Here is a 12,847-nt window from a genome sequence, read left to right as displayed (position 1 = left end):
CCGGTCGACCGGCCGGTCAGCCGAGTCGGTCGACCAGGAACGCGCCGACGTCCGCGGCGGCCTTCTCCTCTTGACCGACGAAGAAGTGGTCGGCGCTGAACTCCACCACCTCGCACTCCAGCTCGCGCGCGCGCTCGACCAGCGCCTCCCAGTCGGCGGTGTCGTCGCGCGTCCCGTACACCACCCGGACCGGCGCGTCGACGTCGGCGAGCGCCGCCGCCGCGTCGAGGTCGTCCGAGAGCCTGGACGCGGGCGCGAGCAGTGCGACGGCGTCCGGCTGCGGGTCGAGGGTCGCGGCCGCGAGCACGGCTATCGCGCCGCCGAAACTGAACCCGAAGACGCCGACGCGGTCGTACCGTTCGCGCGCCCACCGGACGGCGTTTCGGGCGTCCTCGCGCTCGCCGTACCCCTCGTCCCAGTCGCCGTAGTCGAACCGCAGGCAGGCGATTCCGTCGTCGGCCAGATGCTCGCCGAGCGCGACGAGGCGGTTGTCGGTGCGGCGACCGCCGAACTCCGGATGCGGCGGGCAGGCGACCACGACCGCGTCGGGACCGTCACCCGTCGCTCCGTCGGGCAAATCGAGCGTCGCGCGCACGTCGCGGGCACCGGGGACGACGACTTCTTTCGACTCCATGCCGGGGTGTTAGCGTAGAGAGGATTTTAAGTGTCGCGTCCTGAATGTAGGTGTATGGGTGTGCTTTCACGGCTGTCCTACGTCGTCCGGTCGAAGATAAACGCAGCACTCAACCGGGCTGAGGACCCCACGGAGACGCTCGACTACTCCTACGAGCAGATGCGGGACGAACTTCAGGACGTGAAGCAGGGCATCGCGGACCTGACGACCCAGAAGAAGCGACTGGAGATTCAGAAGCGTCGCCTGGAGGAGAACGTCGAGAAGCACAACGACCAGGCTCGCGAGGCCATCCAGCAGGACCGCGAGGACCTCGCTCGGCGCGCGCTGGAGAAGAAAAAGCAGAAGATGAACCAGATAGAGGACCTCGAGGGCCAGATAGCCGACCTCCAGAACACGCAGGACAACCTCGTCGAGAAGAAAGACCAGCTCCAGAACCGCATCGAGGAGTTCCGCACGAAGAAAGAGAGCATGAAGGCCCGCTACGAGGCCGCCGAGGCGAACACCCGCGTCTCCGAGGCGATGACCGGCGTCGGCGACGAGATGGAGAACGTCGGCATGGCCATCGAGCGCGCGGAGGAACGCACCGACGACATGGAAGCTCGCGCGGAGGCGATGGACGAACTCCAGGAGACGGGGGCGTTCGAAGACGCGCTCTCGGACAAGGACCAGCTCGACCGCGAACTGGAGGAGATGCGGACCACCGGGGAGGTCGACTCCGAACTCGAGACGCTGAAGGCCGAGATGGGCGTCTCCGACGAGTCCGAGGAGAGCGAGTCCGAGGCCGAGGACGTGAGTCTAGAGGACCTCGACACCGAGACCGAGGTGTCGAGCGACGACGTCGACCAGGAACTGGAGGACCTGCAGGAAGACGAACGGGAGTCCTGAGTCTCCCCCGCCGGATGTAGAGACGAGGCCTTTTGACCGTTCGTTCCCTCCCGCCGGACATGGACGACCAGGACGGGGAGTCACAGCCCGGGGACAAGATGCGCGAGCGGGGCAGTGGGAGCAGGACGAAGCTGTGGGTGCTGATGGAGGCGAACCGGTGGGTCGTCGCCGGTTCCGTGCTGGCCGCGGTGTTCCTCGCGCTCCTGGCTCTCGGCGTCGCGGACCCCTCGCCGCTCCAGCAGTTCGTCGGACCGGGTGGCGACCCCGTCGACACGCTGTTCCAGGGGTTCGTCGGCGCTATCATCACGGGCGTGACGCTCGTCGTGACGCTCAACCAGCTCGTCCTCTCCCAGGAACTCGGCCCGGTCGGCGACCAGCGCACCCGCATGGAGGACGCGATGGAGTTCCGCCGGGACGCCGAGGAGGTCCTCGGCCTCCAGACCGCGCCGCCCGAACCGGCGTCGTTCATGGAGGCGCTCATGGACGAGACCAAATCGCGCGCCGAGGGGCTGGCCGGCGCGGTCGAGGAGAGCCGGGACGAGGAGCTGAAACGGGCCATCGAGAGCTACGTCGACGGTCTGGCCGAGAACGCCGACGAGGTGAGCGACACGCTCGAAGACACGCAGTTCGGGACGTTCGACGTCCTCTCGGCCGTCCTCAACTTCAACTACTCGTGGAAGATATTCCTGGCGCGCAAGATACGCAACGAGCACGCGGACGCGCTCACCGAGGAGGTCGACGAGGCGTTCGGCGACGTCATCGAGTCGCTGGAGTACTTCGGGCCGTCGCGCGAACACTTCAAGACGCTGTACTTCCAGTGGGAACTCGTCAACCTCTCGCGGGCGATGCTGTACACGGCAGTCCCGTCGCTCGTCGTCACGGTGGCGATGATACTCTACTACGACGCCCGGGCGGTCCCGGGAGCGACCCTCGGGATCAGCAACGACGTGCTCGTGACCAGTCTCGCGGTCACCGTCGCCATCGTCCCCTTCGTCATCCTGCTGTCGTACATCCTCCGCATCGCCACGGTGGCGAAGCGGACCCTCTCCATCGGTCCGTTCATCCTCCGGGAGACGAAGCGCAGTGACGACATCGACTAGGGGCGTCGCGGCCGGGAAGCGGTGGAAATCGAGGCTCGGTCGAGAACGGGCGAGAGAGACGCGCTCAGGTGAGGAAGTCCGGGTCGGTGCGCTTCTCGCTCTCTTCGCGTTCGAGGTGCTCGCGGAACGTCTCGAGCGACAGGTCCTTCTCCTCGCGCTCCTTGCGGTCCCGGACCGATATCGTCTCCGACTCCTCCTCGTCGCCGCCGACGATTATCATGTACGGGACGCGGTCGTCGTGGGCCTGCTGTATCTTCCGTCCGACGGTCCACGAGCGGTCCTCGACCTCGACGCGGAACGCGCCGAGTTCGTCGGCGACCTCGTGAGCGTAGTCGAGGTTGTCGTCGCTGACGGGGAGGACGCGGACCTGTTCGGGCGCGAGCCAGAACGGGAACTTCCCGTCGAAGTGCTCGATGAGCACCATGAAGAAGCGCTCGTAACTCCCGTAGAGGGCGCGGTGAATCATCACCGGTCTCTCCGACTCGTTCTCCTCGGTGACGTAGCTCAGGTCGAACCGCTCGGGCATGTTGAAGTCCAGTTGCACCGTGGGGCCGTCCCACTCCCGCCCGAGAGCGTCCTCGAAGGCGAAGTCGATCTTCGGGCCGTAGAACGCGCCGTCGCCCTCCTCGATGCGGTACTCCATCTCGGACTCCTCGAGCACCTGTTCGAGTTGCGACTCGGCCTTCCGCCATATCTCGTCGCTGCCGACGGACTTCTCGGGCCGGGTCGCGAGCGCCACGTCGTAGTCGAGGTCGAAGGTCTCCAGCACCTCGAATATCATGTCCATGATGGTGTCGACCTCGGCGCGGATCTGGTCCGGACGGACGAACAGGTGGCCGTCGTCGATGGTGAACGCCCAGACCCGCGAGAGTCCGGAGAGTTCGCCGCGCTGTTCCTTGCGGTACACCTTCCCGTCCTCGAAGTACCGGACCGGCAGGTCGCGGTAGCTCCAGGAGCCCTGGTCGAAGATGGTGGCGTGGCCCGGACAGTTCATCGGCTTCAGGCCGTACTCCTCGTCGTTGACGTCCAGCAGGAACATGTCGTCGCGGTAGTTGTCGTAGTGGCCCGACTGCTTCCACAGTTCCGTACGGAAGAGGTGCGGCGTCTCGACGGGGTCGTAGCCCGCGTCGAGGTTCAGGTTCTCGACGTACGACGACAGTTCGTCGAGGATGCGCTTGCCGTTGGGGTGGTAGAGCGGGAGCCCCGGCCCCGTCACGTCCGGGATGGAGAACAGGTCGAGTTCCTGGCCGAGGCGACGGTGGTCGCGCTCCTGGGCCTTCCGGCGCTGGTCGAGGAACTCCTCAAGCGCCCCTTCGGTGGGGAACGCGGTGCCGTAGACCCGGGTGAGCGTCTCGTTCTCCTCATCACCGCGCCAGTAGGCTGCCGAGGTCTCCAGCAGCGCGAAGCCGCCGATCTCCCCCGTCGAGTCGACGTGCGGACCCCTGCAGAGGTCCTCGAACTCGCCCTGTTCGTAGAACGTGACGGACTCCTCGCCGGCCGCCTCCTCGTCGAGGATGTCCTGCTTGTACGGATTATCCTCGTAGGCCTCGAACGCCTCCTCGCGCGAGCGCTCGAAGCGCTCGATGGGGAGGTCCGCGTCGATGATGTCGTGGGCCTCGTCCTCGATGGCTTCGAGGTCCTCCTGGTCGAGTTCGACGCCCGCGACGTCGTAGTAGAACCCCTCGTCGGTCCACGGGCCGATGGCGAGTTTCGCGTCGGGATGGAGGCGCTGGAGCGCCTGCGCGAACACGTGGGCCGCCGAGTGTCGAAGCACGTCGAGGTACTCGTCGCTCTGGTCGGTGACGATGACGAGTTCGCAGTCGTCGTCGAGCGGCGTCGCCTTGTCGACGAGGTCGCCGTCGACGACGCCCGCGACCGTGTCGTCGCCGAGTCCTGGTCCGATTTCGTACGCCACGTCCTCGACCGTCGCTCCTTCCTCCACCCGGAGTTCGGAGCCGTCGGGGAGCGTGACAACGATGTCGCTCATGTAGGCGGAATACGCGCCACGCGCCAGATAAGTGTGTTGAGACGCCGGCGGCGACGGTGAACGGGTCGCGGTCGGGCGAGTCGGTCCCCCGAGAGCGCGGTCGACCGGCGACGGCCGCGCTCGGAGCGCCCGTCAGTCCGCGCGAAGGCCGACGTACAGCGTCGTCTCCTCCTCCGGCGCGGCGGAGGTGACCGCGGAGACGCCGACGGTCAGGACGAGTCCGAGCGCCATCCCGACGACGGGGGCGAGCCAGCCGCCGTAGGAGGCGGGCACCTGCGGGAGGAAGACGCTGGCCAGGTAGAACGCCTGACTGCCGGCGACGCCGGCGAAGATGCCGGCGCGGGTCGTCTTCGTCCAGTAGAGTGCGACGACGACGGGGAGTGCGAGTTGCGCGAAGCCGCCGAACGCCGTCGAGCCGATCTCGACCAGTGTCCCCGGCCTGGTGAGGCTGGCGACGAACGCCGCGATGGCGAAGACGGCGACGCCGACGCGCCCCAGCACGTCCTCCCGGCGGTCGCTGGCGTCGGGGTTCACGAACGGCCGGTAGAGGTCGCGGGTGAAGTACGACGACCCGGAGAGCAGCATCGAGTCGGAGGAGGACATCATCGCCGCCATCGCGCCGGCGACGACGAGCGCCGCGAACCACGCCGGCGTGTACTCGTTCAGCAGGATGGGGAGGACGTTGGCCCCCTCCGGCACGTCGACGGGCAGTCCTCGCGCCCACGCGCCGAGCATGAACGCGGGGACGAACAGGAGCACGACGAGGACGGGCCACAGCGAGAACGTACGCTGGAGCACCTTCTTCGAGCGAGCGACGAAGAAGCGCTGGTTCACCTGCGGGAACATGGCAACGCCGAAGGCGATGCCGACGGCCTTCGAGAGCATCCACTGCGGCGAGTAGGTTCCGCCACCGAGCGCGAGGAACTCGCCGTCGACGCCGGCGAGGTTGCCGGTCGCAACGCCCGCGCCGCCGAGTTCCGCGAGCACCCAGAGGACGGCGGCCCAGACCATGACGAGCATGAACGCGCCCTGGAGCGTGTCGGTCCACGCGATGCCGCGCATCCCCGCGAGCACGACGTACGCTATCATGAACGCCGTGACGAGGCCGGCTCCGGCGGCGTAGGGAAGGTCGCCGCCCGTCAGCGCCGACAGCGCCGTGCCGGCCCCGACCTGCTGGAGCATGACGTATGGGAACAGCCAGAACAGGCTGATGGCGGCGACCAGCCCGCGGAGGACGGGCGAGCCGAAGCGGTCACCGAGCATCTCCCCGAGCGTGACGTAGCCGTGCTCGCGGCCGAGCAGCCACTGCTTGTAGCCGACGACGTACCACAGGACGGCGAAGAGCACGCCGTCCATCAGCCCCATCACGAGTATCCACTCCGGCCCCGCGGCGTAGGACAGGTTCGGGCCGCCGAAGAACGTGAACGCCGACAGCAGCGTGGCGAACGTCGTGAACAGGAGGACGACCGTCCCCAGAGTTCGGCTGGCGAGGTAGTAGTCCTCCGCGCTCCTGTCGGTGAGTCGGTAGGCGACGAGACCGACCGCGAGCGCCAGCAGGAGGTAACCGCCGACGATGCCGAGCTGGAGGCTCGTCTCGCTCATGCATGACCCTCCTCGTCGACGTGACCCGCCTCGACGCCGACGCCCCACGCGCGGTCGGCGAACGTCCGGAACGTCAACGCCACGACCGCCATCCAGCCGACGTGCCACCAGAGCCACACCGGGAGGCCGAACGCGACCGCGGACGACCCCCAGAGGAACCACGGAATCGAAAGCGCCGCCAGTACGACGAACGCGACCGCCCAGCCGTAGGATTCGATGTCCGTCATTATCGTTCGATTGTTCGACTACCGGGTGATAAGAGTTGCTAATCGTATCCAAACAAGGGGTTCGAAGAGAATTCGTCTTCGAAAGCCTGGTCGCTTCGCGTTCCGCATCGTGAACCCGGGGTCTCTCGACCGCGGAGCGTTCCGACGGCGATGATCGTCGAGCCGGGCGGCAATCGCTTTCCGTGCGGCTCGCGTACGCGCCGACCGATGGTCGGGACTGCTATCCAGCTGTACACGTTGCGAGAGATGGACGCGACCCTGCCGGAACTGATAGCCCGCGTCGGCGAGACGGCGTTCGACGGCGTCGAGTTCGCCGGGCTGGGCGACGCCGACCCGGACGAGGTGGCGGACGCCCTCGACGACGCCGGCCTCGACGCCGCCGGCGCGCACGTCGGCCTCGACGACCTGGAGGCCGACCCGGCGGGCGTGGCGGAGACGTACCGGCGACTCGGCTGCGAGACGCTGGTCGTGCCGTACCTCGACGAGACGCACTTCGACAGCGAGGCCGCCGCCGTCGAGACGGCCGAGCGACTGGCCGCGCTCGCGGCCGACCTCGACGCCGAGGGCGCGCGACTGGCCTACCACAACCACGACCACGAGTTCGTCGACGTGGGCGACCGCGCGGGGTTCGACGCGTTCCTCGACGCCGCGGACGTGAACGTCGAACTCGACATCGGCTGGGTCGTCGCCGCGGGCCGGGACCCCACGGCGCTGCTGGACCGCCTCGCCGGTCGCGCGCCGCTGGTCCACGTGAAGGACGTCCGCGACGGTCGCCCCGTCGAACTCGGGGAGGGCGAACTGCCCGTCGAGGAGTGCGTCCGGGCGGCCCGCGACGCCGGTACGGAGTGGCTGGTGTACGAGCACGACGACCCCGCGGACCCCGAGCGGTCGCTCGAACGCGGCGCGGAACTACTCGCCGGGTTCGGCGACTGACGCGCCGCCCCCGCGCTCGGCGACCGTCTCGAAGACCGGCATCCCCGGATTGCCAGCGTCGCGGTAGCCCAGCGCCCGGAGACCGAACACGAGGTCCGCGAGCGCCATCGGGTCGCCGTCGTCGTCGGTCACGCGGCCGCGGAGTTCGTCCAGCGCGACCGACCGGACGCCGCCGAGCGCTCGCCGGAGGTCGGGGCCGGGGTCGACGTGCTCGCGGCGCGACGCGACGCGCCGCCGGAGGTCGTCGTAGGTGCGGCGGCCGCAGCGCTCCGGACTCCGGACCGTCCGGACGTGTTCGACCATCCGGCGGTTCTCGGCGACCGCTTCCTCCCAGCGTTCGACCGCCCGGACGGCCAGCGCGCCGAGGTCGTCGAGGTCGGCGACGAGGTCGTAGTCCTCGGGCACGCAGTCGTATATCCACGGGCGGTCCCGCAGGAGCAGGACCTGGCCGCTCGCGGCCTGCTCGAACGGCGTCCGGGCCATCGTCTCGTGGTTCGACGCGCAGATGGCGATGTCGCCGCAGTCGAGCGCCCGCTCGTAGCGCTCCCGGGAGCACTCCGGGACGGCGCGGACGTACTCGCGCTCCGCGAACGCGTCGACGATGGGGTCCATGTTCGTCAGCAGCGTCCGGACGCCGAACTCCTCGTACAGCGTCTCGGCGACGTCGAGCATCACGCCGGGGTTCTTCTTGTCCCAGCCGGAGCCGGCGACGTGGAGCCACTCCGGGCTGTCGGCGTACGACTCCTCGAAGCGCTCGAAGTCGATGGGACTGCCGGTCGCGAGGGCGTCGTCGAGCGCGTCCGAGAGAGGCTCTTCGGCGAGCACGTCCCGCCCGTAGTCGGCCATGCGCTCGGCGTCGACGCCCGCCTTGAACCAGACGCCGTCGGCGCCCGTCGCGCCGGCCATCTCGGTCTTCATCGGCGCGTCGTTGGGGTAGAGCGCGCCGTGGCGCTTGAACGGTAGCCGGAGGTCGTGGACGTTGGCGACGAGTTCGACCGGTTGCACGTCGGCGGTCTCGTGGTCGCCGAGCCGGAGCAGCCACTTGTAGAGGTCGAACCGGCCGGTCACCCGCTGGTCGACCACGACGTCGACGTATCCGCCCTCGGCGTAGATTCCCTCGCGGACGGCCGCCAGCTCGCGCTCGGCGTACCCCGACTCTGAGAAGGCGTCGCCGTACTCGCTGTCGGCCATGTACGGCTCGGCCTCCAGCAGGGTGACGCGCTCGCGGTCGGCGAGCACGTACTCGCGGTCGTAGTTCGCCGACTCCCGCGGCGCGAGCAGCCAGTAGACGTGCAGGGACTCGTCGCGTTCGAGCCACTGCTCGACCCACGTCACCGCGTCGTTGAGCGTCCCGTTCGCCGTCGCGTCGTCAGGCCGGTACAGTTCCGGCACGATGAGTACCCGCATCTCGACCCCCGACGGAGCCAAGCCGGCAGGCCGGTTGAACGCTCTGGCGGCTACAGCAAGCAGGGTCAGGCGACGCCGGCGACGCTAGTCGCTGATGGACTCGAGGAGCGTCCGGTCGGCGTCGTCGACCCCGAGCAGGCCCATCAGCGCGACGAACGTGCCGAGCGACAGCGTGCCGACGACGAAGACCTTCCCGACGTCGAAGATGGCCAGCTCGCGGCCGACCAGCATGACGACGGTGGCGCAGGCGACCGCGACGCCGCCCTTCCAGTAGCCCAGCGAGTAGGGGTGGATGTCGAGCAGATAGTACACCTCGCCCACGCGGAGCACGTTCAGCAGGGCGAGGGAGGTGCCGGTGGCCATCGCCGCGCCGACGATGCCGTACTCGCCGATGAGGACGAAGTTGAGCCCGACGTTCACGAGACAGACCAGCGTCGTGTTGACGGCCTCCAGGCGCTCGTACTCCGACATCGAGAGGAAGAAGCCGGCGGGACCGATGGCGGCCTTGAACATCTGGCCGAACCCGAGGATGAGCAGCGTCGTCGTGGCGGCGGGCGTGGCCGTGCCGAAGATGCTCAGTATCTCGTCGTCGTACACGACGAGGAAGAGGAACCCGAGCACGGTGAGATACGCCACCCACTTCGTGACGACGGTGTAGGTCCGTTCGAGGCGCTCGTGCTGGCCGTCGTGGTAGAAGTCGGCCGCGAGCGTCGGGAAGATGGTGTTGACCGCCTGGAGGACGACCGCGAGCAGTACCGACGTCTGGAACGCCGCCTGGTACCATCCGACCTTCGACGGGGAGACGAACGCGCCCAGCATGAGGATGTCCGTCCACGAGATGAAATACTGGGTGACGGCGACGGCGACGACCGGCAGCGAGTAGGTGAATATCTTCTTGGTCTCGAAGGAGGGGCTGACGTGCCTCCGTATGGCGCCCAGGTCGACGATGTAGTAGATCGCGAGCGCGCTGCCCACGAGCAGCGACGCGAGGTAGCCGGCGATGACCGCCCGGACGTCGCTCAGGACGAACGCGCCGACGGCGACCAGCACGACCGCCGTGCCCGACTGGCCGAACTCCCGGACGTACACCGAGTACTTCGTCTCCTTGAACGACCGCGTCACCGACATCCCGACCATCATCACCGAAAAGAGGGGGATGCCGACGAGGAACAGCTGGGTCGTCGCGTCGAAGTCGGCGTCGAGCACCGACGCGTACTGGTTGGCTCCGACGTAGAGGACCACCGCGATGGCGGTGCCGACGACGAAGGGGGCGACGACGGCGGTCAGGGCGACGCCCGCGATCTTCGAGTGGTCGTCGTCGCGCTGGTAGATGGGGATGTACTTCTGGGCGGCGTTGTCGAGGCCGAGTCGCGCGGGGATGCCGCTGGCTTTCATGACTATCATGCCGAACGCGAACAGGCCGAGCGCGTCCGTCCCGAGGCCGCGGGCGATGATGACGTTGAGGCTGTAGCGGAGCGCGCGTCCGACGAGTCCGCCGAGGAAGGCGACCGAGGCCATCTTGGTGATGCTGTCTTTCATCGTGGAGAGCAGGTGTCGAGAGCGTACTGGTGGAGTCGAGAGGGCACTGTCGTGAGCTACCTGGCGGAAACCGTTCGTCCGTACCGAGGCGACGTGACCGACATAGACCTTCGTGGTTTCGCGCGTAACCGGTCGGAAACCCCGAAATATCAGCCGATGGAGGGTCGGACTGATACCGTCCGGCCCGGTGCGACGCTCCCTACTCGGCGTAGCCGAGTTGCTTGAGGCGGTCCGCGACCACGTCGTCGTTGACCGCCTCCGACTCGGTCGCGTCCTCGGCGACGACCTCGCGGCGCTCGCCGCGGTCGTCGACCAGCCACGGCACCCTGACGAGTTCGTCGGTGTACATCCCGCGCGTGTGGCCCCACTCGCGGACGGGGAACGGCGTGGCGCGCTCGCCGACCATGTTCCCGTGGTCGGCCGTGACGACGGTCTTGCCGTCGAGTTCGTCCATCAGGCGCTCGACGTGGGGGAGCGTCCGGTTCAGCGTCTCGGTGTACGACTGCCAGATCTCGGTCGCCGACACGTCGAGTTCCGACTCCATCTTTCGGCCCCAGAAGTCCCGCGAGTCCGACTCGGGGTCGTCGAGATACCCCTTGTCGAAGGAGGTCTCCTCGGTGATGAAGGGGTAGTGGGGCTGGATGTAGTGGACGATGAAGCGCTTGTTATCGTACTCCTCCGCGGCGTCGAGCGCGTACTCGGTCGTCGTTTCGGGGAGCACCGTCTGGTACTGTTCGTCCCAGCCGTCCTCCAGCCAGACGTTCTCGATGGCGTGGAACTCGGGGTCGATGCGGTCGAAGTTGCGATGCAGTTGCGGGTTCGCGGTGACGTAGACGGTGTCGCGGACGTCCCGGTTCGTGAAGTTCGCGCGCAGGAACTCGACCGTCGCCGACCCGCGGGACTCGCGGGACTCCAGGCGGCCCGGCAGGTTCGCGTTCGCCTCGAACATGTCGTACCGGCACGCGTCGAGGATGAGCAGGTTGTCCCAGTCCTCGGCCATCACGTCGACGCCGTCCTCGTTGTACTCGCGCGTGTTCAGCCGCCGGTGGTACAGCCGGTTGGCCTCGCGGGCGAAGAGGTTCGGATTCTCCAGACCGCGTCGCAGTTGAGAAAACTCGTACATGTGGCCTTCTATTTTGCCAGGGCATATATTCCTTAACCCTCGTCCTGACAATCTTTCGATTTATCGGATGTAGCCACAAAGAATTAAAACTCGTCACCGCGAACTCGTCTCCGTGAACGGAGACGCACGCGCAGGTCGTCGAGCCACGCCTAGGCCCCAGAACCGTGTCGCCGGCGCCGTCGGTCCTCGCAGGTGGCAGTCGCCATGAACGTCCTCGTCCTCTCCGACGCGTTCTGGCCGGACCATTACGGCGGCATCACGAAGTCGCTGGTGACCGAGGTGGAGGGACTCGTCGAGCGCGGCCACGACGTCGTCGTCGCGAGTCGTCGTCTGGACGACGACGACGCGAGCCACGAGCGCCGCGAGGGGTACGAACTCTACCGGTACGACAGCCCGCCCCAGGACTCGGCGCTGTACCACAGCTACCCCCTGTTCAGCCTCGGGAAGGTGCCGCGACTGCTCTCCCGACTGGACGACCGGTACGACTTCGACGTCGCCTACGTCCACAACACGTTCCAGGCGGCGGGCGTCGCGCTCTCGTCGGCCGACGTTCCCGCCGTCACGGTCTTTCACGCCCCCATCCCGCGCGAAATAGAGATCGACGCGGACCAGGGGAAGTACGGCTGGAAGACGCCGTTCGTGCGCGTCGCCAACAGGGGCTTCAAGCGACTGGAGGGGTACACTCTCCGGGACGCCAGCGTCGTCGTCACGCGCAGCGGGTTCATGACTGGCGAACTGGACGACCTCTACGGCAACGTCGGCCCGCTCCGGGAGATTCCGCTCGCGGTCGACACCGACCGGTTCGAGTACGTCGCCGACCCCACCGACGTGCGCGACGAACTCGACCTCCCCGAGGACCGTCCCATCCTGCTGACGGTGCGCCGTCTCGTCGCGCGCATGGGCCTCGAGAATCTGGTCGACGCGATGGAGACGGTCGCCGAGCGCCACCCCGACGCGCTCCTGCTCATCTGCGGCAAGGGGTACCTAGAGGAGACGCTACGCGAGCAGATAGCGGCGAAGGGTCTCGAGGAGAACGTCCGCCTGCTGGGGTTCGTCGCGGAGGAGGACCTGCCGACCTACTACGGCGCCGCCGACTTCTTCGTCATGCCGACGGAACAGCTCGAAGGGTTCGGACTCTCGACGCTCGAATCGCTCAGCACCGGGACGCCGGTCGTCGCCACACCGGTCGGCGGCAACCCCCAGGTCGTCGGCCCGCTCGACGACGACCTGGTCTGTGACGGCACCGCCCCCGACGCCATCGCAGAGAACCTCTGTACCTGGCTCGACCGCGACACGGGCACCGGGTTCCGCGAGAACTGTCGCGAGTACTGCGTCTCGCGGTTCTCGGTCGACGAGGTCGCGAGTTCGCTGGAGGCCACGTTCGAGGACGCAATCGAGCGGACGTAACGG

At 67.8% G+C, this 12,847-nt stretch carries 11 protein-coding genes; 4 read left to right on the top strand and 7 right to left on the bottom strand.

Annotated features, from left to right (window positions below):
• Window positions 1–16: 16 nt before the first annotated feature.
• Complete coding sequence (locus ACRYA2_RS06000; protein WP_433625260.1) at window positions 17–634, bottom strand: alpha/beta hydrolase; 618 nt, start codon at window positions 632–634, stop codon at window positions 17–19.
• 54 nt (window positions 635–688) lie between these two features.
• Here ACRYA2_RS06000 and ACRYA2_RS05995 point away from each other — a divergent pair, with 54 nt between their 5' ends.
• Complete coding sequence (locus ACRYA2_RS05995; RefSeq protein WP_433625257.1) at window positions 689–1,519, top strand: PspA/IM30 family protein; 831 nt, start codon at window positions 689–691, stop codon at window positions 1,517–1,519.
• Between the two features lie 59 nt (window positions 1,520–1,578).
• Window positions 1,579–2,619 carry a DUF7972 family membrane protein gene (locus ACRYA2_RS05990; RefSeq protein ID WP_433625255.1) on the top strand — a complete coding sequence of 347 codons (1,041 nt, stop codon included), beginning with the start codon at window positions 1,579–1,581 and terminating at the stop codon, window positions 2,617–2,619.
• Window positions 2,620–2,683: 64 nt separating this feature from the next.
• Here ACRYA2_RS05990 and thrS read toward each other — a convergent pair whose 3' ends face one another.
• The 3 genes from thrS to ACRYA2_RS05975 form a co-directional block, all read right to left on the bottom strand.
• Entirely contained in the window at window positions 2,684–4,606 is a 1,923-nt protein-coding gene (gene thrS / locus ACRYA2_RS05985) for a threonine--tRNA ligase (protein ID WP_433625253.1), read from the bottom strand.
• 132 nt (window positions 4,607–4,738) lie between these two features.
• The gene (locus ACRYA2_RS05980) at window positions 4,739–6,208 is read right to left on the bottom strand and encodes a sodium:solute symporter family protein (RefSeq protein ID WP_433625251.1); all 1,470 of its coding nucleotides are present in this window, start codon (window positions 6,206–6,208) and stop codon (window positions 4,739–4,741) included.
• Entirely contained in the window at window positions 6,205–6,435 is a 231-nt protein-coding gene (locus ACRYA2_RS05975; protein WP_433625248.1) for a DUF3311 domain-containing protein, read from the bottom strand. The genes ACRYA2_RS05980 and ACRYA2_RS05975 overlap by 4 nt, the downstream gene beginning before the upstream one ends.
• 207 nt (window positions 6,436–6,642) lie before the next feature.
• Between ACRYA2_RS05975 and ACRYA2_RS05970 the strand changes: the two genes are divergently transcribed.
• On the top strand, window positions 6,643–7,368 hold the full coding sequence (locus ACRYA2_RS05970) for a sugar phosphate isomerase/epimerase family protein (protein ID WP_433625246.1): 726 nt from the start codon (window positions 6,643–6,645) through the stop codon (window positions 7,366–7,368).
• Here ACRYA2_RS05970 and ACRYA2_RS05965 read toward each other — a convergent pair.
• The 3 genes from ACRYA2_RS05965 to ACRYA2_RS05955 all read right to left on the bottom strand — a co-directional run bounded on the left by ACRYA2_RS05965 (window position 7,345) and on the right by ACRYA2_RS05955 (window position 11,437).
• Window positions 7,345–8,775, bottom strand: coding sequence for a glycosyltransferase family 1 protein (locus ACRYA2_RS05965; RefSeq protein ID WP_433625243.1), 1,431 nt, complete (start codon window positions 8,773–8,775; stop codon window positions 7,345–7,347). The two genes, ACRYA2_RS05970 and ACRYA2_RS05965, sit on opposite strands and share 24 nt — an antisense overlap.
• A gap of 84 nt (window positions 8,776–8,859) precedes the next feature.
• Window positions 8,860–10,314 (bottom strand): flippase, encoded by a 1,455-nt coding sequence (locus ACRYA2_RS05960; RefSeq protein WP_433625240.1) that lies wholly within the window; start codon window positions 10,312–10,314, stop codon window positions 8,860–8,862.
• A gap of 199 nt (window positions 10,315–10,513) precedes the next feature.
• A complete protein-coding gene (locus ACRYA2_RS05955; RefSeq protein ID WP_433625237.1) occupies window positions 10,514–11,437 on the bottom strand; it encodes a sulfatase-like hydrolase/transferase in 924 nt (307 codons plus the stop codon).
• Between the two features lie 204 nt (window positions 11,438–11,641).
• Here ACRYA2_RS05955 and ACRYA2_RS05950 point away from each other — a divergent pair, with 204 nt between their 5' ends.
• Window positions 11,642–12,844 (top strand): glycosyltransferase family 4 protein, encoded by a 1,203-nt coding sequence (locus ACRYA2_RS05950; protein ID WP_433625235.1) that lies wholly within the window; start codon window positions 11,642–11,644, stop codon window positions 12,842–12,844.
• Window positions 12,845–12,847: the final 3 nt, after the last annotated feature.

The sequence above is a fragment of the Halomicrococcus pelagicus genome, assembly GCF_050954125.1.
The sequence above is the reverse complement of the archived record's forward strand: the minus strand, read 5'-3'. Positions and strand labels throughout refer to the sequence as shown.